Genomic DNA, 23,594 nt, shown 5'->3' with positions numbered 1-23,594 from the left:
GGTGCACTTTAACTTCGACGAGACGGCAGTCGCAAGATTGCGGGGCGGCGCTTTTGAGACGCACCATTACAGTTCAACAGCACACGCGCACAAAGGCCGTTCTCCGGAGAATGGCGAATGCGAAGCGGGGCGCACATGCGCGGCTGTGCTTAGGTCATGTGCGTACCTGTCTCGACTCGATGATGTCTTGATGGCTATCGAGAAAGCTTGCGAACACATCAACGATCAAATGAGCGTCGTCGCGGGTCATCGGTGTCGAGATCGCAGCGGCAGCGCCATGCGGCAGGATGATCCCGTTCTCCGCGAAGAAGCGCGTTAGCTGCTTCATTACAGTTGCTCCGGCGGGCGTGGGATGGGCATCACGGTTGTCGTTCGGGACACGTGACATCGGATGGATGCGAAAGAGTGAAGCGGCTCCGGTTACGCACAGGGGCGCGCTCCGGCTTGAGATCGCCCGGCCAATCCCGTCCCGAATAACGTTTCCAAGCGCTTCAATATGCTCAAGAGCCGAATGGTCTAGATGGCGCATTGCGGCAAGACCGGCCGTCATGGATAGAGGATTGGCGGAAAATGTGCCGCCCTGCGGAAGCATTGGCCGGCCCGCCGAGGCATCGAAGACTTTCATCACGTCGTCACGACCGCCGATTGCTCCAATGGGCAAACCTCCTCCGATGATCTTGCCCATCGTGACGAGGTCCGGAACAAGGCCGTAGCGGGCGGACGCTCCTCGGAAGCTCTGCCTGAGATTAAGGACTTCATCGGCAATTACCAGAATGTCGTTCTTACGAGCAGTTTCCTGAATCGCATCAATGAATTCGGGATTCGGCGCAATTAGACCACCGCGGCTTGGCATCGGATCCAAAATGACGCCAGCAAGCTCGTGCGCATGCAAAGACAACAACCGCCGTACGCCTTCAACATCGTTGAAGCGAAGCACAACCACTTCGTCGAGCACACTTGCAGGCATCCCGCGATAGAAGGCTGTACATTTTGGTGCGCTGGGATCACCCCAATTATCCGGCGTTGCCGCCAGACTCACTTCGGCCCAATCGTAGGCGCCATGATAGGCTCCCTCGAGCTTTGCGATTTTCGAACGTCCAGTGAAGGCCCGCGCAGCCTTGATCGCAAACAACACGGCCTCAGTTCCCGTATTAACAAAGCGAACACAATCAACCTGTGGAATGCGGCCACAAAGTAGCTCGGCGAGTTCGACCTCGCTCGTTGTCGGATTTGCGAAGCAGCTGCCGCGCTGGAGCTGATGGGTGAGCGCCTCGACGACGGGCGCGAAGGCATGACCATGAATCAACGTCGTGAAGTTGCAATTAAGATCGAGAAATCGACGGCCGTCGATATCGAGCAGATAACTGCCAAATCCACGCTCGACGTAAAGCGGCTGTGGATCGCGCTCGATTGTTGCTCGCGACGTGCCGTCAGGAAACACCATTTGCGCGCGGGTAAAGCTCTCTTTAGATCTCTGCCCAACACGCGCGACTGCCATATTGGGACCTTCACCCCCCTTTTCCATCGTGTGTCCTCCATTGCCATTTCTGGACTGGCCGGGCGCTACTTGTCGCAGTGAGCACTCTTTGTCCGCTTTGCCATTCGGTCGGCTGCCTTCGAAGTGCCGGCGTTTCTCTGGAGTGAAATCGACCCGATCTGTGCATCGCGGCGTTTACCTGGCCTGAAGACGGCGGTGGACCAAGTCAGCCAGCTCTTGTGTTGAACTGCTGACGTTCGACTTACGTAGATGACTCCCAACATATCGCTCAGTGCATGTACCTATTTCGGGCTCCAGATGCACCTCGGGCGCATGGGGCCGCAGGAGCGGCTCCGAGTTCGCGGCACTGCAGTCAAATGTCAATATCGGCTCCTTTGCGCGCTCGGACCATGCTGTGGATTCCGAGGGCGCGCAGTGATCTTCATTCTGTGTGATCAGGCCGGCGAGATTGACCGATCTAAATGTGACTCGGTTCTGTCATGATGATCAACAAGTCTCCTTAACTCCTCGCCGGTCATCCAAACAAGCAGATCTTCATCCGCAATATCTTCTTCCACGAGCTGCAATATCGACCCGCCGGGTTCGTGACGTGCATGTCCATATTGTGCAAGGACGCCCTTATCCAGGAGCCAGCGCTCTGCGAGTCCGACCACAAAGTCCGGAGCCCACATTGCAAACGATACGCCCCGCAATGTTGCAGCCATTATCTTGGGCATGCCTTGACCTCTAAAATCTTTGCGCAACCAAAAGTCCCCGTGGTAAGCTACCTTCCCAGTAATCGTCTTTGCGCTTGGGGCTATGCAGGTACAACGGTCCTGAGGATGCGCATGTATGGTTGGGTCGGCGTAGAACGCCTTCAGGGATTCAAGATGTTCTGCAAAGTTGCTGTGCGAAAGGTCATAAAGTCGAGCAGCCTGCACAAGCGCCACGTCGCTATTATTGTCTACGCCTATCATCCAATACCCCTCTCCTAATTTAATTGGCGAGCGATCTGGCCGGAAATTTGGATATGTCGGCCTCTTTGTTGGAAGGCTGCGTGTGATAGAAACATACTCATGAAAATCGAAGCCTATCGAGAGCTTGATACCTTTTTGCGCGGCGGCATCGTCATATCCTCGAAGGAAGCGTGAGACTTGCAACGGATTAGCTACGGTTGTCATTGCTCCACCTTCGTGCTCCCGTGATGAGCTGCGCTCTAGCTCAGCAGCGACTTACGAGCTGACGGTACAGCATTAATAGTCGATCTAGGCACTACCTACTCTGGTGAGGGAGATCGAACTCGATCTTTGAGCTAGCGGTATCCCGCATCAGCATTCAAGGACGGCGGAGTGCGCTTCAGCAGCAGGGGGATCGATAGCACTGCGCCGCCTATGCGCAGCGGATGATGTCGTCAGGCCGGTTTGACGAGCTGGTCATTGTTCCCGAGCTTCAGTTGTTCATGAACCGCGACCGGCAGCCCGTCACAGACGGTGGAAAAACTGCGATCACCGCCGCTTCGTCCGACCGTACGAAGGACGCGGAACGCCAGACAGCCAATGTCACATCGGCGGACGAACTTTGCCCTCCACAGTGTTCCCGTCGGACCGCGGCACTCTTGTCGGGCTAACCCGTCGTCCAACCGAGCACAATCGTTGCTAGCGTATACACCTGTCGATCTGCCCGTGCGATCTTTTAGCGTTAGTGGGTTGCTGAGACGGCGTAGAGGAGGAAGCAGCGTGCCTGCTCTTGCGCCGGTATGCAGTGCCGGCTCACGGTTTGCTTGGCGAGGACGCCGGCTGACTATTGGTATTCCCGCTCGGTCCACCATGGAAAACAATCCGGCATGTCGGCCGACACCTTACCCGTGAACACTGGGGGCCGCTTCTCCAGGAATGCCATTATGCCTTCCTTGGCGTCGGCAGAACGGCCGAGCGCATAGCTCACGCGGCTGTCGATCTTATGGGCTTCCATAGGGTCATCGGCGCCCAGCATGCGCCACATCATGTGCCGGACTAGGGCAATGGACACGGGTGGGGTCTTCTCAATAATGTCGCGGGCGAGTGCACGCGCTGTGGGCACAAGTAGATCGGGCGGCACCACCTTGCTGACGAGCCGACCGGCAAGCGCTTCCTGTGCCGGGAAGACCCGACCACTATAGCACCATTCCAGCGCCTGCGCGACGCCTACGATGCGCGGTAGGAACCAGCTGGAGGCCGCCTCCGGCACGATGCCACGTTGAGAGAATACAAAGCCAAAACGCGCGGCTTCAGACGCAATGCGGATATCCATCGCCAGCTGCATGGTGGCTCCGACACCAACGGCCGGCCCGTTCACCGCGGCGATTACGGGCTTCAGGCAGTTGAAGATCCGCAAGATGAGTCGGCCACCGACATCGCGGGCATTTGGATCGCTATAGTCCACAGTGGCATCAGGCAGCCGTTTCACCGGCTCTCGTTGCGCGTCGATGTCAAATGCGTCGGCGCCCAAGGAAAGATCGGCGCCCGCGCAAAAGGCACGGCCCTCGCCGGTCACGATGATGACGCGGATCTCGTCATCATTGTCGGCGCGGTCGAAGGCGTCGATGAGTTCCCGTTGCATGGTGTTGGTGAAGGCATTGAGCTTCTCCGGCCGGTTGAGCGTGACGGTGAGGACTTGGTCGGCGATCTCATATTTAATGGTGCTGTAGGCCATGGCTGCTTGCGTCACTTATTGTCTAGATGAACGGCGGGATCCAGGTCGCTAGGGCCAAGACCGTAGCGTTTCGGCCAAAGACTCCTCGAATATCTCAAGGCCTTTGTTTAATGTCTCAAGGTCAATCGTGAGCGCGGGCAGGAATTTCACAACTTGGTCAATGGGTCCGCACCGTTCGATCATCAATCCCTTCCCAAATGCCTTGCGGCTGACAGCTTCTGCAATTTCGGCCACCTGGCAATCAAATCCCAACGCCATGCCCCTGCCTCGAACAGCAAACGTGTTTGCATACTCAGACGCGATGGTCTCAAGCCGGCGCCGCATAAGGTCTCCCATACGCTGAACCCCGTGCGATAATGTCGAGGTACGCCAATAAGTATTTAGAGCCGCAGTTGCGGACACAAGTGCAAGGTTATTTCCTCGAAACGTGCCTGTGTGTTCGCCCGGCTGCCACGCGTCGATCTCCTCTTTAATCAATAACATTGATAGCGGCAGGCCATATCCGCTTAGCGACTTCGACAGCACGATAATGTCTGGCGATAACGATGCGAACTCGAAGCTAAAGAATTCACCCGTGCGACCACAGCCCATTTGGATATCGTCAACTATGAAAAGGGCACCAACATTTTTTGCCGTGGCTTGGATTGCCTGCAACCACTGCTTGCTAGCTACATTTATCCCTCCTTCTCCCTGGACAGTTTCGACGAGAATTGCAGCTGGACGATCGACGCCACTGCTCTCGTCCATCAGCGCTTTTCGCAGATAGTCAGCCGTATCAAAACCTAACCCAAGATAGCCGTCATAGGGCATGAATGTTACGCCAGACAAAGATACGCCGCTACCTGCGCGATAAAAGCGATTACCGCTCGCAGCAATCGCCCCCAAACTCATGCCATGATATCCATGCGTGAATGAAATGATGTTTTGACGGCCTGTTACCTTGCGTGAGAGCTTTAACGCTGCCTCGATGGCATTAGCACCTGTTGGTCCCGTGAACTGGAATCGGTATCGCGGATCCCGTTCTCGAAGTATGACCGAGCTGAAAGCCTCCATAAAATCCCGCTTGGCAGGAGTAGCCATATCAAGCCCGTGAACTACGGCATCCGATGATAGATACTCAGTAATATCGTCTTTGATCCGGTGATTGTTGTGGCCGTAGTTCAGCGTTCCAGCACCGGAGAAGAAGTCTATGAATCTTCGACCATCCTCCGTAAACATAATGGAGCCGCGCGCCCGACTGAAAATGGCCGGAAATGAGCGTGAGTATGATCGGACGTTCGATTCTAGGGTTTCAAAAGCTTCCATATTACGCAGATTGCTGATCACTTTCTCCATGATCGTCCCTTTGCAAGTAAGTGGTTCAGTGAAGACATGCGTCGCATCTCGGCGGCGTCGGACTATACGTGTCTTCACGAACGAGCTTGAGCCACTTACCCCAGCGCCGAGAACAGCGAACCTACTAAGCTTGGCAGTATTTGTCTGATCCACACTCTAGGCGTATGCGCTGCGATGTAGTCGCGTCGTCGACATGGCATTGCTGCGCCAGGCGTCTCGAGGAGGCTCTGTTTGTCGCGCGATCCCACCTCAAGCTGGAGCAGCCAGTTTGATTTTGTTCGAGCGGTGTGTGTTATGTTCGCTGAGTCAATCGCGCCGCATAACCGACCACGTTTCGCTGCGGGAAAAAGTTTGTTCCGGTGCTGCCTGGTTAGTCGCTTGATTACCACGGAAAAGTCGCAGTGCCCGGAACAGTGGACTAAGTTGCGACATCCTGATTATTAGCGGGGGGTGGCCGATCAGAAAGCCTGAGAATTCGTCAATCTGAACCGGTCAATCTGACGACATCTTTCTTGTTTTTGCGAGCTCCCCTTCGGAGGGCATGGCCGTACCGATGACACCCTCGCTCGCCAATACCGCAATCTCGGCGTCGGATAGTCCGAGAAGCCCCGACAATATCTCTCTGTTATGTTGTCCGAGCGTCGGTGCTACTGTGCGTATCGCGTAGGGCGCTCCACCCTCGCGAATCGGGATCGAGGGTTGCGGGTGCAAGCCAATGAAATCGCGTTCGACGTCTTGCAGAAATGCACGCGAGCGGAGATGGGGATCCTTGAGCAGCTGAATTGGCAGACGGGCCACGCCGGCAGCTATCCTTGCCGCCTGCAACTCGGACATGGCCTGGTCTGCATCGCGAGTGAGCGTCCAGGCTTCGATGTCTCTCTCGATCTCATCCTCGATGCCACGGCGACCTTCCGCAGAATTCAGCGATGGATCCGCAGCCCAGTCTGGCCGGCCAACTAGGATTGCTAGTCTCTGCCACATGTCGCCGTCGCCGACAGCTACCATGATCCAGCTGTCTTCACCTGAACAGCGGAAGCAGCCATGCGGCACGTACTCCGGGTGTCGATTGCCGTATCTCGCCGGCGGAGTACCGCCGATCGAGTGAATAGTGATCCATGGCGCCGCAAACGGCATCATGCATTCGATCTGCCCAAGGTTAATGAGTTGTCCCTGCCCAGTCTTGCGCGCGTGAAGCAGCGCAACCAGAACTGCAGCGCAGCCATTCAAGCCGCCGACGGGATCGCCAAAAGCGGTGTGGCTCATTACGGGTGGCCCGTCGGGCCTTCCGGTGACACTCGGCAACCCCGACCCCTGTTCAAGGGTCGAGCCGTAGGCCCGGCAATCGCGATTGACGCTGTTTGCGTCAAAGGCTGACATGGACATCATGACGATCCGAGGGTTGATTGCTCGGAGCACATCATAGCCAAGCCCGAGCTTCGGCAGCACGTCAACGGAATAATTGTTGACAACGATGTCAGCTCCGGCCAACAGCCGCTTGGCAAGAGCAACACCTTGTGGTCGCTTCAAGTCGAGCGTGATACCGCGCTTGTTGCGGTTCATGATGCAGAAGCACAGCGCCCTTTCATACATCTGGCCCTTGACGTAACCAGGGCGCCGGTCAACGCCGCGCCACCAGTCCGGATATTGGATGGCCTCGATCTTGATGACGTCAGCGCCGAGATCAGCTAGAGTCCGCGTACACAATGGGCCGGCCCAGCCCATCGTGAAATCGATGACGCGAATCCCATGCAGCGGCAGTCGATTGCTATCGATCGAGCCTGGCGCGCCCGGCGCAGTGAGCAACACATCTGATCGGGCATCGGCCAAGCTTTGCTGCTCGCCGGGAGCCGGAACTTTGCCGCCCCGACGCGGGGGCGTCAATGCTAGCTGCAGCATTGAGCCAGCCGTCAATCCCTCTTCGTCGCCAAGCCGGATGGGAACGATTGCCCCGCGCATCTTCTTCTCCGCGTCTTGAAGCAAATCGGACATTTCGGGTAGTGGAATGATAGGAATTTTGCGCTTCAGTCCCTCTACAAACCACTCCTGCGCTGTCCGGATCTTCAGCTTCGGCATGATCTGTCGTTCGATCTGGTCGATGTGTTGCAGACGACCTTCGTTGAAGACCAGAGCCGGATCATCGCGCAATTCGGAGAGGCCGAGCATATCGCAGAATGCGCGCCATTGTTCCGGTGTGACGGCCGTAACGCCGAGCCAACCACTTCTGGTTTCGTAGATGCCGGCGGGAAAGTTCGGCCAGAAGCGATTGATGCCAATCCGGCGCATCACGTCGCCGCTCGCAAACGCCTCGAATATGAGGTATTCGCTGAGAGTCAAGGTCGATTCGAAAATATTGAGCGACCACAACCGCCCTGTCCCGCCGTGCATTCGCGCAACTGCGGAAGAAGCTGTGGCGATGAAGCCCCATAGGCCAGCCAGGATCCCCGTCTGGAAATCCGGTGCGTACAACGGCGGACCTTCGACGGGTCCAACCAGCTTGATGAGGCCGGCGAGCGCTCGAACCGTCGAGTCAGTTGCGGCGAATCCAGCATACGGACCCTCTCGGCCGAACCAGCTCGCTTCGAGGTAAATCAACCCGGGCCGTCGCTGCCGAATCGCAGCTAAATCAATTGACGGACAATCCGCCGAATCAACATCCCGTCCATCGAGCAGAATGTCGGAATTTTCGATTAGCACCGTCAGCCGTGTTATCGCGTCCGGGTCGGCAGGATGAATGATGATGCTTGATTTGTTGAAGTTCAGGAACGCAAACCAGGCGCTTTGGCCACCTGGCGTGAGTGGCGCGCTCCGGCGAAGTGGGTCGCCTTCCGGCGGCTCAACCTTCTGAACATCGGCGCCGAAATCCGCAAACAACCGCGCGCAATAGCTCGTTGCCGCGGAGCTACCGATCTCGATGACCCGCAGATGCGACAATACTCCCATCGATGGCTCCATTTTATCGACCGTGCTGATGCTCTGGGGCATCATCTCCTATGCGACGTGAGCCTGTGGCCACACGAGTGAGGCCTTGCTTACAAGCATTGCTGCGCAGGTGCTTGCGACTGTGCGATGCGACGCATCGGGACCGGCCGTACACGTGGCACGATCCGCCGTCGCGTCTTCGCGATACCTATCGATCTCGAACGCCGAGGCACTCGATACGGCCCTGCCGTTGGGATAGAGGTCGCACGGTCGCCATTTGGAGACTGGAAAAGGATCGGGCCTACTTCGGCGGGATGATAAACACCAAGGCCGCCGTGCTCGATCGCCGTGGGCTCACGCACGTCGATCGAGGTATTCTTCGCCACAATGGCAACGTCGCAGCAGCGCGGCATCGCCGCGCTATCACTGAAGCAGTAGCCGGAAACGACTGCGATGCGCACCATAGAGGACCCATCGAACACAGTCATGACGAGCCGATCGGTATCACCCGGCCGAGGTCGTCCACTGACGTCTACGTAGAACACCATGGGCATCCACCACTCCCGCGCCAACGTCAGCATGCGACGGAGCTTGTTGCCACCCATTTGGCCCTCAGTTCCGGTAAGCACGGTGTAGTCGTACGCGATCACATGCAGCGGTCCCCTTCCGGGCCAAAACAAGGACTGTTGATCGCAACGAGCCTGGCCGCTGACGTATTCTTGATTAGGTCTTGGAGCAGCGGCAGTCGCTGCGCCGCAATCGGAAGAGTGCGGTATTCGACCAGCGAACCTGAATCGACCTGCCGCGTGACATTTCGGCCAGCCGCGCCCCGTTTGGTTTTGTAACTTAGCTCGATCGTCCCCCGTTCGGTTCTTGTCAAGCGAATCGGCCTGCGGTGCGATTACCTCCGCCAGATCCAAATGCATGTAGTTGAGGCCGACTTTCGTGCTCGGAAAGTGGTCAGTCGTGCGACCAGCAACAGAGAGCGCGACCCGGTGTTGCATTTCGTTCTCCATCCAGAACGGCCCAGAACATGCGCCCCGGACACCCAGATGGATCGGCGCGACCATGCGGCTTGGCGACATCGGGGCGAAGCGGACGTTCTATACAACTGGTTCAGGGTGCTCGATCAGCCGCGTAGTTTAACCGAATTAAACCATTGGCGATCTCGCTAGGCAGCTACCAAATCAGGTAGACTAGAGGGCGTAAGGGGGCGTCCGTTGAGCAGTGCAAGGCGCTACTATCAATCGCGGAGGACAGCCGTTACTCCCTCCTATCGGGCGCCGCGGACAGACGAAAGGTGGCCTTCCTCGATCGGCTATCGCCTGAGATGCCAGCCGGGAACATTTCGTTGATGCGGATCGAGAAGAGTGGCCCAAGTTAAGCCGCAAGGCCGCGTTGGCGAACTGTATCGTTGCAGAATGCCTATCTGAGTCGGTGGTCGCACCCGGCGCGCGCCCTCCCGCGCACGCAACAAAAGTATCAGGTTATGGATGCCATTGTCAGCCGACAGAGGTCCGTGATGTCGTAGACGGGTAGCTTCGCGACACGACGGAGTACCGACGCGACTATCGGGAACGCTGCGCATTCGAGCAGGATAACCGCGATTTCCGGATGAGCAGCCTGCAGTCGCAGTATGCAGGCGGCGACATCGGTCTCAATCGCGGCGACGTCGATTGGTGGCGCCGGACGCTTCAGCTCGTCATGCCAGAACTTGCCGCCTTCGATGCCGCCGATCAGGATCCTCGCTCGCTCGGCCGGATCGTCGACCCCTAACAGGTCCTCCCCGCAATGGGTCGAGTCGTAAGTCAGGACGGCTATTTTGGTTCGCGCGGGTAGCTGACGAAGCAACGCCGGTAACAGGAGCAGGCTCGACATCACCACGGGCACATTTACGGAGGTGGCAACCGCCGGCTGATGCCTGATAGAGAAGCCGCAGGTCGAACTTATCGCGCCAGCGCCCCGCTCAACCAGGCGCCTGGCAGCTGCTATGAAGGCCGGCTCGAGCGCTGGGTCGCCGCGGACGACGTTCTCCACCCACGCTCCTGCGACGGTTTCCGAGATGACCGGGAAGTTGAACGTAGCAGGATTCAACAACGAGCCGGGCAGCGGCGTCGGTCGCGGGGCACCAGGCGGCAGCCCGCGTTCCAGATGCAGGACTCCGAGAGGACGTAGGGTTTGCGATGTCATGAAGGAAGCATAGTCCGACCTTAAGCTGAATTACCGCAGGGTGACGGACGATTACTTGTACTCCCGCTCGGTCCACCATGGAAAACAATCCGGCATGTCGGCCGACACCTTACCCGTGAACACTGGGGGCCGCTTCTCCAGGAATGCCATTATGCCTTCCTTGGCGTCGGCAGAACGGCCGAGCGCATAGCTCACGCGGCTGTCGATCTTATGGGCTTCCATAGGGTCATCGGCGCCCAGCATGCGCCACATCATGTGCCGGACTAGGGCAATGGACACGGGTGGGGTCTTCTCAATAATGTCGCGGGCGAGTGCACGCGCTGTGGGCACAAGTAGATCGGGCGGCACCACCTTGCTGACGAGCCGACCGGCAAGCGCTTCCTGTGCCGGGAAGACCCGACCACTATAGCACCATTCCAGCGCCTGCGCGACGCCTACGATCCGCGGCAGGAACCAGCTGGAGGCCGCGTCAGGCACAATGCCGCGCTGAGAGAACACAAAACCAAAACGCGCGGCTTCAGACGCAATGCGGATATCCATCGCCAGCTGCATGGTGGCTCCGACACCGACCGCCGGCCCATTCACCGCGGCGATTACGGGCTTCACGCAATTGAATATCCGCAGCGTGAGTTGACCGTGGGCGTCGCGGAATTTCGGATCGCTGTAATCCACTGCGCCATCAGGCAGCCGTTTCGCTGGTCCGCGTCGCGCGTGTCCCTGAAATGCGTCGGTGCCCAAGGAAAGATCGGCGCCCGCGCAAAAGGCACGGCCCTCGCCGGTCACGATGATGACGCGGATCGCGTCGTCATTGTCGGCGCGGTCGAATGCATCGATCAGCTCCCGTTGCATTATGTTGGTGAAGGCATTGAGCTTCTCCGGCCTGTTCAACGCGACGGTGAGGATCTGCTCCGCGAGCTCACATTTAATTGTTTCATAAGCCATGGTGGCTCCTCGGTGGTCGACCGGAAAAACCGCAGGCGGCATCTCCCAAAGCGGCTCGACTTCACTTACCTGAGAAACGGAGGGATACAATCTACGAACTCTAGTAGCATTCTGTCAGTCGCAGTATGGTGCGATGGAGGGGCCGACTACGGAGAACTGCTTTTCCGTGCTTTGACTCGCGATTTCCGAACGAGCGACCTAGCAAGCTGCTGAAAAAGTCGTATTGCGAGTTGGTTGGAGTGTGATTCCGTGCATGCATGTGATTCCTTTGGGCTGGGGAGTGCGATGCGCGGGGCGATCAGAAGGCATATTCAGTTACGTGCGGTTGGAGCAGCGCGTTCCGGCGGATCACCCACTGCGTGCGATCCGCGACCTGGTTGACGCGGCGCTGAAGGATCTGTCGCGCGACTTTGGCAGGCTGTACACCCGCCATGACCGGCCATCCATTCCGCCGGAGCGGCTGTTGCGGGCGCTGCTGCTGCAAGGCGTTCTATACAGTGCGCTCGGAACGGCAGCTGATGGAGCAGCTCGATTACAATCTGTTGTTCCGCTGGTTCGTCGGTTTGTCGATTGACGATCCGGTGTGGGATGCGACCGTGTTCTGCAAGAACCGGGATCGGCTGCTCGACGGCGACATCGCGGCCAAGTTCTTTGCTACCGTGCTGAACCTGCCGCAGGTGCGTGGGCTCTTGTCCAGTGAGCACTTTTCGGTCGATGGCACGCTGATCGAGGCATGGGCCAGCATCAAGAGCTTCGTGCCAAAGGATGGCGACGATCCACCATCTGGCAAGCGATCGGGCCGCAGTCAGGGGCGCAATGCCGAGCGCGACTTCCATGGCGAGAAGCGCAAGAACGACACGCATTCCTCGACTACCGACCCTGACGCCCGCTTGTTCCGAAAGGGCGCGGGCAAGGAGGCCAAGCTCTGCCACATGGGGCATCTGATGATGGAGAACCGCAACGGGCTGATCGTCGACGCGCGCCTCACGGAGGCCAACGGTACGGCGGAGCGAACGACCGCCCTCGACATGATCGAGGACAACGCCAGGCCGGGCAGCACCGTGGGCACCGACAAGAACTATCGTATCAGCATGACCAAGCGCAAGCGAATCGAAGAACCATTCGGGTGGATCAAGACGGTCGGCGGTCTGCGCAAGCCCGGCATCGTGGCTGCGGCCTGGTCGAGTGGTTCTTCGTGCTCACCGCCGCCGCCTACAATCTCGTTCGCATTCCGAAGATGCTGCCAGCAACGTGACGAATCTGTCTGGAGCGCCAAACATGAGACAAAACCACAGCGAAACCTGCGCGTGCGGCGCCGTTTACCGCGCATCGATTGGCTCATCGTCACCACGCACATCAGGAAAATCGCCCCTCGCACCCATTTTTCAGCAGCCTGCTAATCGCCCGATTCAGTCAGATTGAAGGGTATCAGTGCTTGAGTTTGACGCGGGCTTTGGACGGTCAGGCCCCCAACCTGCCGGGCGGCGCGACGACGCTCTGGCCCACCAGGGGATGAACGCCATCCCTATCCGCCACCATGGCTTGCTAACGCTGCGCTTCTGGCGAGGCGAGAGACAGCGGCTCTGGGGGATGGCTCAGTCGGCCCCCATGATCGAATTTGCTGCAACTGAGGCTCAGAGCTTGAGGACGATGTCCCGCATCTTAGCGGTATACAGCAGTATGCCGATGATCACTCAAGCCCCAACCGCCACCGTGAGAACCAGCGAACAGAGTTTACACATTGTGCTTCGGTCAACTACCAACGTTAGCAATTGATCTACATTGCAGAAGCATGTCACTGACCAGTAGTACACCTCGCGCTCGTTGCGCGTCAGCTGATGTGTTCGGGATGCAACAGCAATCACGAGCCGCTCGCGGAAATGGCCGCGATCGTCGTGCGCACAGATTTACAATCCTATGGAGGGCGGGCTCATCAGTCATCTGCTCTCTCTTGACTACCGCGCTGAAATGACACGTCACCGACGTCGTAAATGCCGACCGCCATGTGAACTGAAGTCAGAAGAACGGCAGAGATGTCCGAAGACATTCGCCGAGAAGTGCAGCCACTTTGGAAGGATAGATAACTGTGAAAGCATTTTCCCACGGAACCAAGCTGCCGGCTTCTATCGCATCCCGACTGAGCCTACCCCTGATCGTCGCCCCCATGTTCCATGTCTCTGGGGTAGATCTTGTGACTACTGTCTGCCGGTCGGGAGCGATCGGCGCTTTCCCCACAGCCAACGCCCGATCGGTTGAGGAGCTCGAGCATTGGCTAATCCGGATTGAGCATGATCTCGCTAAGCTCGATCAGCCAGCTGCCCCTTACTGCCCGAATCTCATTGTCCGCGAAACACGGTTCAAGGATGATCTTGCCTGCCTCATACGCCACAGAGTCGAGATTGTGATCACCAGTGTGGGGTCGCCCACGGCGGCCATCAGTCCGCTGCACGAAATCGGTTGTCTCGTGTTCGCCGGCATCGCGTCTCTGCGTCATGCGGAAAGGGCAATCAAAGCCGGTGCGGATGGCTTGATTCTGCTCACCGCCGGGGCTGGGGGCCATACCGGTTGGGTTAATCCGTTTACTTTTGTTCGCTCGGTTCGCGCCATGTTCGATGGTCCAATCGTAGTTGCGGGTGGTGTCACCGACGGCGTCTCGCTCGCGGCAGCGCGCTTGCTCGGGTGCGAGCTCGCTTGCATGGGTACTTGCTTCATTGCCACGCACGAGAGCATGGCGAGTGATGCTTATCGTCAGATGTTGGTCGACAGCACGCTTGATGACGTCATGCTGACCAGGGCTTTCTCGGGGTTAGGTGCCAACATGCTGCGGCCTTCAATAGTAGTGGCCGGTCTCGACCCCTCAAAACTCGACGAGGCTGTGTCTGAGGCACGTGCGAAGGAACAATTTGGCGGCAAAACTTCCGAAGGACCGCGGCGCTGGATCGATATCTGGAGTGCTGGTCATTCAGTTTCAGGCGTGCGCTCCATCATGGGCGCCGCCGAGCTCGTGAAGGAACTCGCGAGGCAATATGAAGAGGCTGTGGCGAGCTGGGTCTGATAAAGACCTATAGAACACTGAATGACAATCGGCGGACCTGCTCGGCGAAGCTCTCCAAGCCTTCCCACCTGGAGAATGCTCCGATTATCGCGCAATTTGGATTATCGAGCCAATCTCTTCATGCTTTCGAGCAGAGTGTGTCGCAATCGGCGGGCCACTCGCGTCAATTTAGCTCCGTCAGGTTTGTTAAATTCAAATTGGGGGAAATCAAAGTTCGACTGCCGCTCGCGCAGTACTTAGCTTTCGAGCGCCGTCCCGGCTGCTGCAGCGTCCGCCCGAGCGAAAGCAAACGAGGAGACGGCGGAGTTCTGGTTAGCGGTAGCGGTGAGATGCGCAATCCTGATCTGCATCTCGCTCACGCGGCCAGCTCTCGAACTGGCAATGATTGCTCCAAGTCGGGGAAATAGTCCTGATGCGCACACCTCTCGACAGAGAAGTGCGGTCGCCGCGGGCTGGCGCCACAGCTTCAACGCGAGCTTCAGCAGCGCATAGATTCCTGATCTGGGAATATCCATGCAATATCGAGCTGGAGCGCAGCCATGACGTTTTGCGGAATTGTTCGAACCGCAAGGCGCAGACAGTTCGTAGATAGTTCGTTACGTCTGCCGGCTTGACCGCTTCAAGAGCAACTTTACGCACGGCCAGGTACGCAAGAAAATAGCCAGTAACTGTGAACTGCAACAACTAGATTAGCTCGCTCGCGTGAGCACATCCTTAAGTTTCGCGAGAAAGGTAGCGCGTCCATACGGCACGATGGCTCAGTCAACTGTGTTTGATCCACAGCCACGCTCTGATACTGGAAATTATGCGCAGCAGATCGCAACCCTTTTTTGGCTGATCTCGGCCGCGCTAAGGATCTTCCTTCACATTATGATCTGCTGCTGATAAATTAAAGAATGCCGAGCTTGCCATTATTCGAACCAGGGTACGATATAGCGGGCGTGATCTGATCATGGCTCGATGAGATTGAGGTCAGCGTCATCTAACTAAGCAACTCAACGGTATATTCCTCACGGTATACTGGCCGAGCCGAACCGCGCGGTGAGATTGTGATCGAGACAGTGCTTGGGGCCGTAGGCATGGCCTAGCTCATGGAAGTAATGCGACGTAAGCAATCGCGTCATGGAAGCCGGCAAAAGCCGGGCTGGACGAAGTCCTTGGACGGGATGTAGCATGCCTATGATCCGCTATGCGGGATTTCGATGTTGAGGGCGGCACAGAAGCATTAGGCATGTGCGATACGTTCGGTCTCTGACAGGATCGGCATCTGGGGCGGCGTATGGCCGCCAAATTGCACGCTATGCTTGAGCGAACCCCAATTACAAACCTTATGCATTTCATCTCACCCTAAGTCATGACGCAGATATTGCCGTGGCACGACCCCTTTTGTAACCACGAGCCACCGAAACCGGGAACCATGGTTTGGTGTGCTTCCATTCAGGTTCGTGTCAGCCGAGCGCTCAGGCTTTCGGTGCCTTCGATCACTCGCGAGATGCATGTCCCTCACCCACATTGAGCATGCCATGCCGTAGAACGGAACCGCAGACTGGCCGGCTCACTCCGTCGAAACGTCTCCGCGGCCATCTGCAAGATGGAGTGCCAAACTTCGGGAGGGACCTGACTTGGGATGTCACGTGCACCACTCAAGAACTCGATATATTGAGCCTCGGTCATAGAAACTGCCTCGGTCGCGTCGAGAGAAATGCAGTTCCCGAGGCCGGGATATTGGTTGAGAAGGGCCTCGTAGGTTCTCATCTGACCGATGACTGGAGTAATCGCCCGTTCAATAGCCGGTGCAATGTCGCGTATCTTCTTTTCGATCTCGAGTTGAAAGGGATCCGTCTCATAATCCGGAAGGTGGAGTGTTATCGTGAAGAACCCGCGAGGCCGTAAAATTCGCATGCTTTCGCGAAGCGCTTCGCGTGTGTTCGCCAAATGGAACGACGTGCTGTAGCAAACCCAGTCTAGCGAATCGTCGGCCAGACCCGTGCATTCTCCCGACGCATTGATCCAAGATACGCCGGGATAAGTTTGACCGAGCCTTTGGCCGACCGCAACCATCTGACTATCAGGTTCGACTGCATAGCCAGAAAGGCCCATGTCGGCCAAGGAATAGGCGATCGCGCCTGTACCCGCGCCGATATCCCCAAAAGTTGGGCTCTCGGTTAGGCTCTTCACTTGGTCAATAAGCATCCGAAGGATTCGCCGTGAATAGGATGGGCGCCCCGGATAAAGCTCTGCTACTTCGGAAAAGCTTTTAAAGGAACGCCTATTAGACACTTGCATCTTCTTCTCCTCTATTACTTTTATGACTTGTTAGGGTGCGGTGGCCGCGCTAACCCGCTGGTCGAATTGCCGATCGAACGTCACGCCGTTGTGCTTACACCCGCGCCAACGATCACTGTCAGGCTGCCATTCTCGATGATCTCCTCGAACTCGTAGGCAATGGTCGCGGGATCTCCATCGCGAGAAATCGCTATCTCGCGAGCGACCACCAGTTTTGGTCAGATTGGTCGGGTCAACTATGATCAATTGCGGACGCTGCCTCCAGTCATCCAAAACAACGCGCGGAAGCGCCCGTCTGCTGACGATCACGTTGGAGTTGATTGGGAGTCTCTTAAACATCCCCAAAAACCGCGATTTGCGGATTGAGAAAGCAGAGTCTGGTTCGATCTGTTCGACAGAAAGGCCAGGCATGCTGAGAAATTCGCGTTCCGCCGAAGCAATGCGCTTGCGCCTTATATTCATCGCTCGAGCCTCACCACTAATTGCTCTAAACGCCCCAACGATCTTGTCTTTACCAACCTTCATGGGCGGACCATTTGATTGGCCGCGCGTTCCGTTCACCGCCTGCATAGTGCTTCCGAACCGAGCTAAAAAGCTGGTGGGTGCTCCTGATACGAGGTCTGAGAAGATGAGGTCTGAGAGCTCCTTTTGATTGCCAGACTTACCGATGCCCTCCTTCGCGTCGAATGCGATCTGACGCAGACCTGACATGTTCCTTTCCTTCCTTGGTTCCATCCATCGCGGTCCCACGCGACATCTGCTGGTTGGCAGCCTCCCGCCGCTTCGCAAGAAAACAGATCAAGACTCGTGCCAACTTGGCTGACCACACCGAAGTAAGCGTTTGTGATTGCTTTTCGGCTATTTAATCCGGTAGGCAAAACGAGTGATTGGCCATACGTCTTTGTCGCGAAGCCGACAAGCCCAACAGAAAGTGTCGGCATTTCTGCGTCTATTGTGCGGACTCCGATGATCTCGCTCTTATAGCAAGGCAGTCGCGGTTCAGCGGTTCTCTATTTTATTGCGGCTGTGGACATGTGGGCAACTCGACCCGCTTTGTCCAAGCGCAGTGTCATGTCGACAATGCTACTTGCTTGGCCATCAGGGGAGACTTTACGGATTCGTCGCATGCTCTCGCCGTTGAGATCGAGGCGGTGGGCGTTATGGACCGGATGGTCGAGGACGGCGTCGGAGGTATCGCTGATCAGCACGTTGGCGCAACCTTAGAAGGCGTTCAATTAAGCTCGCTCGGCGACAAGCCGGTCGACATCCTGATTCAAAATTCAACGGAGCGCCGAAGGACTAATCCACTAGCAGTTTGCTGAAAAACCTTGAAATGGAGAGTTTTCGTGTTCTTGCCGGTCGTTGTTGGGGGCAGCGCGGTGGAGTTGGTTGTAATTTCCTAGTCTGGTGCTGGGTGTACCCTGACGCGGGTGGCTAAGCGGCAAGCAGTTTGGGAATGCGGATCAGGTTGTAGGCGATCAGATTGAGCAGGAAGTCGGCGGCGACGCGCGCGATGCCGCGATGTTTGGTCTTGCGCATGGTGCCGTGCTGCTTGCCCCATCCGAAGATGCATTCGATCATCGCCCGGCGTGATTGCGACATGCCATATCCCGGATGCCGCGTGGTTCGTTCGTCGATGGCGCTGTTGCGGGTCTTGCCGGTTTTGGTGACGGCTTGGTTCTGCGTCACATGCGGCGTCACGCCGATGGCGCGAAGATTGGCGACATGATCGGCGGTATCGTACGCCTTGTCCTCACCGGCCGTGATGCGGCGACCTGCGGCTTTGCGTCTCGCCTTCAGCATGATCTCCGAGGCCCGGCGTTCGGCGGTGCCATTGGCATGCGTGACCCTGCCGGCCACCGCCAGCCCATGCCGGTTCTCCATGGTGGCGTGGCCCATATAGCAAAGCTTGGCCTCCCGTCCGGCCGCCTTGCGATAAAGTCTGCTGTCCGGGTCGCTGGTACTCGCATGGGTGTCGTTCTTGCGCTTCTGGCCGTGAAAGTTGGCGCCGTCATCATCGTCGCCGGAGCCGTCCTTGGGACGAAAACTCTTCTGTGAAGCCCAGGCTTCAATCAGCGTCCCGTCCACCGAGAAGTGCTCGTCCGACAGCAGCGGCTTGACCTGCGGATGGTTCAGAGCCAGGTCATGAACTTCGTGAACACATCGCCGTTCTGCAGCCGCTCCCGGTTCTTGGTGAAGGTGGTCGGATCCCAGACCGGATCGTCCGGCGACAGGCCCACGAACCAGCGGTACAAAAGATTGTAGTCCAGTTGCTCCATCAACTGGCGTTCCGAGCGGATGCCGTAGAACACCTGCAGCAGCAAGGCGCTCAGCAATTGCTCCGGAGGGATCGAAGGACGTCCCTCGCTAGCGTAGAGCCTCCCAAGGCTGCGGTTCAAATCACTCAAGACATCCCGGACAAGTTCCCGGACCTTCCGCAGCGGATGGTTCGCTGGCACACGCTTTTCCGGCGCGATGTACGAAAACAGGCCGCCCTGATCCGTAAACCTGCCGCGCATGATCGCCTCCACCGAATCGGGATGATAAAGTGAATCATCAAGCCCTCTCCGTGGCGAGCGGGTTCTTCAGCAGACTGCTAGAGCAGATTCCGATCAGATTGAACTATATCCTGCGGCCAGGAAGTAGTTGGCGCATTCGTTGGGGGTGAATGCTCGGTAGGCGTTGGCGATTGCGACTTGGAGGGTGTCGACGGTCCTGGCGGCGGCTTTGCGCAGGCTCGATTTGAATTTGGCAAAGGCGTTCTCGATCGGATTGAAGTCGGGCGAGTATGGCGGCAGCAGCAGAAGACTGGCGCCGCAGGCCTCGATTGCGGCCCGGACGGCGGCACCTTTATGTGCCGGCAGGTTGTCCATTACGACGATGTCGTCGGGATTGAGAGTAGGTACCAACACCTGTTCGACATAGGCGAGGAAGGCGACGGCGTTCATGAGGCCACCAGGATCTGGCAGTCGTGGGGCACGACCGAGGAAGAGGCAGTGCGCGCGCTATTGCCGCTGGCAAAGGGCACATTGTCGTCGATAGAGTCGGCAGGCATCGCCAATGGCATGGCCGGTCCGGTGTCGCGTGGAGACGTTGGCAGCATCGAGAAGCATGTCGCGGCGCTGTCGAAATTGCCGCCGGACGTGATGGAATTCTACCGGATCGTCTGCGATCGAACAGTTGGGCTCGGCATCAACTGCGGAACCATTGATGAAGAAAAGGCTGCGCGCCTTCGCAGGATCCTGTCCGCCCCCTAATCGTAGTGCCCGCCACTCCCGGGGGGCTGCGACAAACTACATCGCCGACCTTTCCATCGCGATCCTCCACGACCCCAGCTGGCCAGCCGCTCGGAGTGGCCTGCCGCGAGCGAAGCATGCCTCGCGACGCCAGCCATCTGAGCTCGTCAATCTCCCGAGCCTCGACCTAGCGATCCGGAGTGTCTTTGCGCCGCGGATTGATGGCGACGCCGGCTTGGGTCACGAGCACATCGATCGTTGCTCCGGCCTCGTGACTGGGCCAATCTTATCGATCATCTTGGCCCAGAAGATTCGCCGAGCTGAGTGAATCGAAGGGGATGATCGGGATAGGGGAACGTCTTGCGACGCCGCCCCTCCCACACCACCGGGCATACGGGTCCGTACCACGGCGGTTCGATCGAGTTAAGCCGGCCCAGGCACGGTCAGGAACCGGCTTATCGAGGCCCTCACCCTTTCGCCGTCGTGGTGGGTGCGAACGTAGATGTTGCAATCATCGCGTAACAGCAGAACCGGTGACCACGTCGAGCCAATTGCTTGCCGAGATCGTCGAGCACGACATTGCTGAGGAAGGGCGAGAGCGGACCGCCTTGCGGGGTCCCTTCGTTCACCGGTCGGACCAAACCATCTTCCAACACGCCGGCATTCAGGAATGCCCGGATAAGTTTGAGCACGCGTTTATCGGGTATCCAACATCAGGATGTCGTGGTTAACTCGGTCGAAAAAGTCTTTCCAAACCGAGATCAACCACTACGTTGTAACCATCGGCGACGTAACGCTGTGCCTGGACTATAGCCTGATGGGCGGACCGCCCCGGCCGAAATCCGAAACTGTGTTCCGAAAACGTCGGATCCATTGCTCTTGGAGAAGTTGCAGCACGGCTTGTTGAATCGGCGGTCGACGACACAGGGGGACGCCGAGTTTCCTGACCCCGGGATCTGGCTTTGGGATTTCGAGCCGCTTAACCGGCTGAGGCCGATAGTTTCCGTCGAGCAGTTAAGACCGACTGTTTGGCCAGTGCTGACGCAGGAACGCCTTCGCGTCCTCGATGGTCCGTGACTACGCGCTGGAAACGCTTGGCGATGAGGACGCGGTTCAGGTCATCGATGAGACCGGCTTTTTGAAACAGGGCAAGGCCTCGCCAGTAAACTGGCTCGGCGGGCAAGATCACCAATTGCCCGATCGGAGTCTTCGCCTCCTATGTGTCGCGGCATGGCCATGCCTTCATCGACCGGGCGCTCTGCCTGCCAAAGGAATGGACGGACGAACCCGTTCACCTGAAGGCCGCGCATGTCCCGGGTCGGCGGTGGAATCGAACGATCCTAGCCGGATGGTGCGTGGGGTGACGAGCGCGAAGAAGAGTTCGACCTAAACTGGGCTGGCCTCAAGAACACGCCGCACGAGCGAGCACCGTTGATCGGTTTCAAGGATTCGGAAATGTCATCGTACTTGTGACGTTCAGTCGCCCGAGGCAACGGATGTTTTTATGCGTACGGACTGTCGGTCCGAATGGCGGCGGCGCGTCAGACGATCGCATCACCGACGGCTCAGAGCTCGGTAGGGATGGGACAGGAACAAACCTGATTGGTGATGCAGGCAACTGGATCGAAGCCGGGAGCTGACGTCTATGTCACCATCAAGCGTACTGCGTTCATGTGGAGAAAGCCCGAGGGTTTGATCGCTTCTCGACCAGCGTTTGTCGTATACTCGACAATACAGAATATCTTTTCGCAACGTCGGCCTGCGCGATCCTAATTCCTAAATGCACGGCTTCATGCCTGGCTCTGGCACGGTGCTTGCTGGGATCGACTGGTAAAATGGAGAACACAGCCATGACTGAAACGGCTTTGATCGATGGTGCTAACATCGTCAGATGCACAGCGCGCATCGGCGCTGAAATCAGAAACATCAAGCTGTCGGGCGATTTATCGAGTCGGACGATCGGTGCGATCAACAGCTTGCTGCTCGAGCATAAGGTCATCTTCTTCCGGGACCAGGGTCATCTAGACGACGCCGAGCAAGAGCGCTTTGCTGTTCGTCTGGGAAAGCTCGTGCCACATCCGACGCTCCATGTGACAGAGGGGACGGCGTCGATTCTCAACATTGACTCCACCCGCGGTGGCAGGCGGTCCGATCTGTGGCATGTTGATGTGAGTTTCGTTGAAGCCTATCCCAAAATTGCCGTGCTGCGGGGGGTTGTGATCCCGCCAATCGGCGGCGATACGATTTGGTCAAATACGGCAGCTGCATATCTCGACCTACCGCCGCCGCTGCAACGGCTTGCGGACGAGCTATGGGCCGTTCACAGCAACGCCTACGACTATACCGTAATGCCGCGTATCAGCGAGGCTGAAAAGAAGTTTGTTGATGAGATCTACGCCAAAACGATCTATGAGACCGAGCATCCGGTTGTGCGTGTCCACCCCGAGACCGGGGAGCGTACGCTGGTCCTCGGCGATTTGGTGAAGGGCTTCGTTGATATCCCGAAATATGATGGCAATAGACTCTTCGATCTGTTCCAGTTTCACATCACCGCGCCCGAAAATACCGTGCGCTGGAGCTGGAGGGAGGGCGATGTTGCGATCTGGGACAACCGCGCGACCCAACATTATGCGGTCAAGGATTACGACCAGCATCGCGTTGTTCGTCGTGCCACCATTGATGGCGACGTGCCCGTCAGCGTCGACGGCCGGCGCAGCGTAATGCGAAGACCATCAAACAGCCGCCCGTGAAGGTCACCTAGCGCGTTCGCAGATCCGGACGATGCACGCTCTAGTGGACAATCCGGCTTCTATGAGGTCGCACGCACGATAGAGCGCGCGGCTCGCGTCTGTCTCGGACGAGCCGGACATTGATTACGCCATGGCCGACGCCACTATCGTCAAGGTCCACCGCCACGGACTGCGCACAAAAGGGGGACTCAAAGCCAGGCCATCGGCCGTTCGAAGGGGCTGCATGACCACCAAAATCGTGACGCTCACCAATGCGCTCGACAATCTCGTTCGCTTCGTGCTGCTGCCCGGACAGCGCTTCGACACGGTCGCGTTCCGCCGCTCATCAACGGGTCGGCCTTCGATGCGCCGATCGCTGACAAACCGTTCGACAGCAACGCCATCATCGCCGAGCTCGACGCACGCGGCGCCAACGTCGTCATCTCCCAGCATCCGTGCCGCGCGAAACCTCTCGCCATCGACCTCACCTCCGGCGCCAGCATGAGCAACGCGCTCGACGGCGGCGGCCTTAGGAGATGTACAAATGGTGGCATCTGATCTCGAACTTCTTCGAGAAGCTCAAAGAGTTCAAACGCATCGCCATGCGCGCCGACAAGACCGATCAAGCTTCGTCTCCATGATCCATCTGGCCGCTGCCGTGATAAACTCCCGATGAATTCCAACAGACCCTAGTCGAAACTACCGCTGTTTGCTTCGCCTTTGCAGGATTTCTC

The 23,594-nt window shown here is 57.7% G+C and carries 14 protein-coding genes and 4 pseudogenes; 6 read left to right on the top strand and 12 right to left on the bottom strand.

Features of this window, described 5'->3' with window-relative positions; all coding sequences use genetic code 11:
- Window positions 1-154: 154 nt before the first annotated feature.
- The 7 genes from JJC00_RS08540 to JJC00_RS08510 all read right to left on the bottom strand — a co-directional run bounded on the left by JJC00_RS08540 (window position 155) and on the right by JJC00_RS08510 (window position 11,554).
- On the bottom strand, window positions 155-1,525 hold the full coding sequence (locus tag JJC00_RS08540; protein WP_246774142.1) for an aspartate aminotransferase family protein: 1,371 nt from the start codon (window positions 1,523-1,525) through the stop codon (window positions 155-157).
- Window positions 1,526-1,932: 407 nt separating this feature from the next.
- Window positions 1,933-2,658, bottom strand: coding sequence for a hypothetical protein (locus JJC00_RS08535; protein WP_200472165.1), 726 nt, complete (start codon window positions 2,656-2,658; stop codon window positions 1,933-1,935).
- A gap of 619 nt (window positions 2,659-3,277) precedes the next feature.
- Entirely contained in the window at window positions 3,278-4,168 is an 891-nt protein-coding gene (locus JJC00_RS08530) for a crotonase/enoyl-CoA hydratase family protein (RefSeq protein WP_200472164.1), read from the bottom strand.
- 48 nt (window positions 4,169-4,216) lie between these two features.
- Window positions 4,217-5,473: a diaminobutyrate--2-oxoglutarate transaminase gene (ectB, locus tag JJC00_RS08525; RefSeq protein ID WP_200474042.1), complete on the bottom strand. Its 1,257-nt coding sequence runs from the start codon at window positions 5,471-5,473 to the stop codon at window positions 4,217-4,219.
- Window positions 5,474-5,995: 522 nt separating this feature from the next.
- The gene (locus JJC00_RS08520) at window positions 5,996-8,443 is read right to left on the bottom strand and encodes a CaiB/BaiF CoA-transferase family protein (protein ID WP_200474041.1); all 2,448 of its coding nucleotides are present in this window, start codon (window positions 8,441-8,443) and stop codon (window positions 5,996-5,998) included.
- Window positions 8,444-9,904: 1,461 nt separating this feature from the next.
- The gene (locus JJC00_RS08515) at window positions 9,905-10,612 is read right to left on the bottom strand and encodes a hypothetical protein (protein WP_200472163.1); all 708 of its coding nucleotides are present in this window, start codon (window positions 10,610-10,612) and stop codon (window positions 9,905-9,907) included.
- Window positions 10,613-10,663: 51 nt separating this feature from the next.
- Complete coding sequence (locus JJC00_RS08510; RefSeq protein WP_200472162.1) at window positions 10,664-11,554, bottom strand: crotonase/enoyl-CoA hydratase family protein; 891 nt, start codon at window positions 11,552-11,554, stop codon at window positions 10,664-10,666.
- A 253-nt stretch (window positions 11,555-11,807) separates the two neighbouring features.
- Here JJC00_RS08510 and JJC00_RS08505 point away from each other — a divergent pair.
- A pseudogene (locus JJC00_RS08505) lies at window positions 11,808-12,809 on the top strand (IS5 family transposase).
- A gap of 909 nt (window positions 12,810-13,718) precedes the next feature.
- Window positions 13,719-14,609, top strand: a complete 891-nt coding sequence (locus tag JJC00_RS08500; protein ID WP_200474040.1) for an NAD(P)H-dependent flavin oxidoreductase — start codon at window positions 13,719-13,721, stop codon at window positions 14,607-14,609.
- A 1,503-nt stretch (window positions 14,610-16,112) separates the two neighbouring features.
- On the opposite strand, the gene JJC00_RS08495 is transcribed toward JJC00_RS08500, so the two are convergent.
- The 4 genes and pseudogenes from JJC00_RS08495 to JJC00_RS08480 form a co-directional block, all read right to left on the bottom strand.
- Window positions 16,113-16,895, bottom strand: coding sequence for a class I SAM-dependent methyltransferase (locus JJC00_RS08495; protein WP_200472161.1), 783 nt, complete (start codon window positions 16,893-16,895; stop codon window positions 16,113-16,115).
- Window positions 16,896-16,925: 30 nt separating this feature from the next.
- Window positions 16,926-17,606: a hypothetical protein gene (locus tag JJC00_RS08490; protein WP_200472160.1), complete on the bottom strand. Its 681-nt coding sequence runs from the start codon at window positions 17,604-17,606 to the stop codon at window positions 16,926-16,928.
- Between the two features lie 723 nt (window positions 17,607-18,329).
- Window positions 18,330-19,414: pseudogene (locus JJC00_RS08485) on the bottom strand (IS5 family transposase).
- Window positions 19,415-19,507: 93 nt separating this feature from the next.
- Window positions 19,508-19,849, bottom strand: a pseudogene (locus JJC00_RS08480) (transposase); the annotation flags it as partial.
- Between the two features lie 42 nt (window positions 19,850-19,891).
- Here JJC00_RS08480 and JJC00_RS37980 point away from each other — a divergent pair.
- Window positions 19,892-20,152, top strand: a complete 261-nt coding sequence (locus JJC00_RS37980) for a DUF2520 domain-containing protein (RefSeq protein ID WP_246774141.1) — start codon at window positions 19,892-19,894, stop codon at window positions 20,150-20,152.
- 446 nt (window positions 20,153-20,598) lie between these two features.
- Here the strand turns inward: JJC00_RS37980 and JJC00_RS37975 are convergent, their stop codons facing one another.
- Complete coding sequence (locus tag JJC00_RS37975) at window positions 20,599-20,823, bottom strand: reverse transcriptase domain-containing protein (RefSeq protein ID WP_246774140.1); 225 nt, start codon at window positions 20,821-20,823, stop codon at window positions 20,599-20,601.
- 374 nt (window positions 20,824-21,197) lie between these two features.
- Here JJC00_RS37975 and JJC00_RS08460 point away from each other — a divergent pair.
- The 3 genes and pseudogenes from JJC00_RS08460 to JJC00_RS08450 form a co-directional block, all read left to right on the top strand.
- Window positions 21,198-21,447 (top strand): annotated as a pseudogene (locus JJC00_RS08460) (transposase); the annotation flags it as partial.
- A 534-nt stretch (window positions 21,448-21,981) separates the two neighbouring features.
- Window positions 21,982-22,881 (top strand): TauD/TfdA dioxygenase family protein, encoded by a 900-nt coding sequence (locus JJC00_RS08455; RefSeq protein WP_246774139.1) that lies wholly within the window; start codon window positions 21,982-21,984, stop codon window positions 22,879-22,881.
- A 223-nt stretch (window positions 22,882-23,104) separates the two neighbouring features.
- On the top strand, window positions 23,105-23,365 hold the full coding sequence (locus JJC00_RS08450; protein ID WP_200472156.1) for a hypothetical protein: 261 nt from the start codon (window positions 23,105-23,107) through the stop codon (window positions 23,363-23,365).
- Window positions 23,366-23,594 lie beyond the last annotated feature (229 nt).

Source organism: Bradyrhizobium diazoefficiens, from assembly GCF_016616885.1.
GTDB classification, from domain to species: domain Bacteria; phylum Pseudomonadota; class Alphaproteobacteria; order Rhizobiales; family Xanthobacteraceae; genus Bradyrhizobium; species Bradyrhizobium diazoefficiens_F.
The sequence above is the reverse complement of the archived record's forward strand: the minus strand, read 5'-3'. Positions and strand labels throughout refer to the sequence as shown.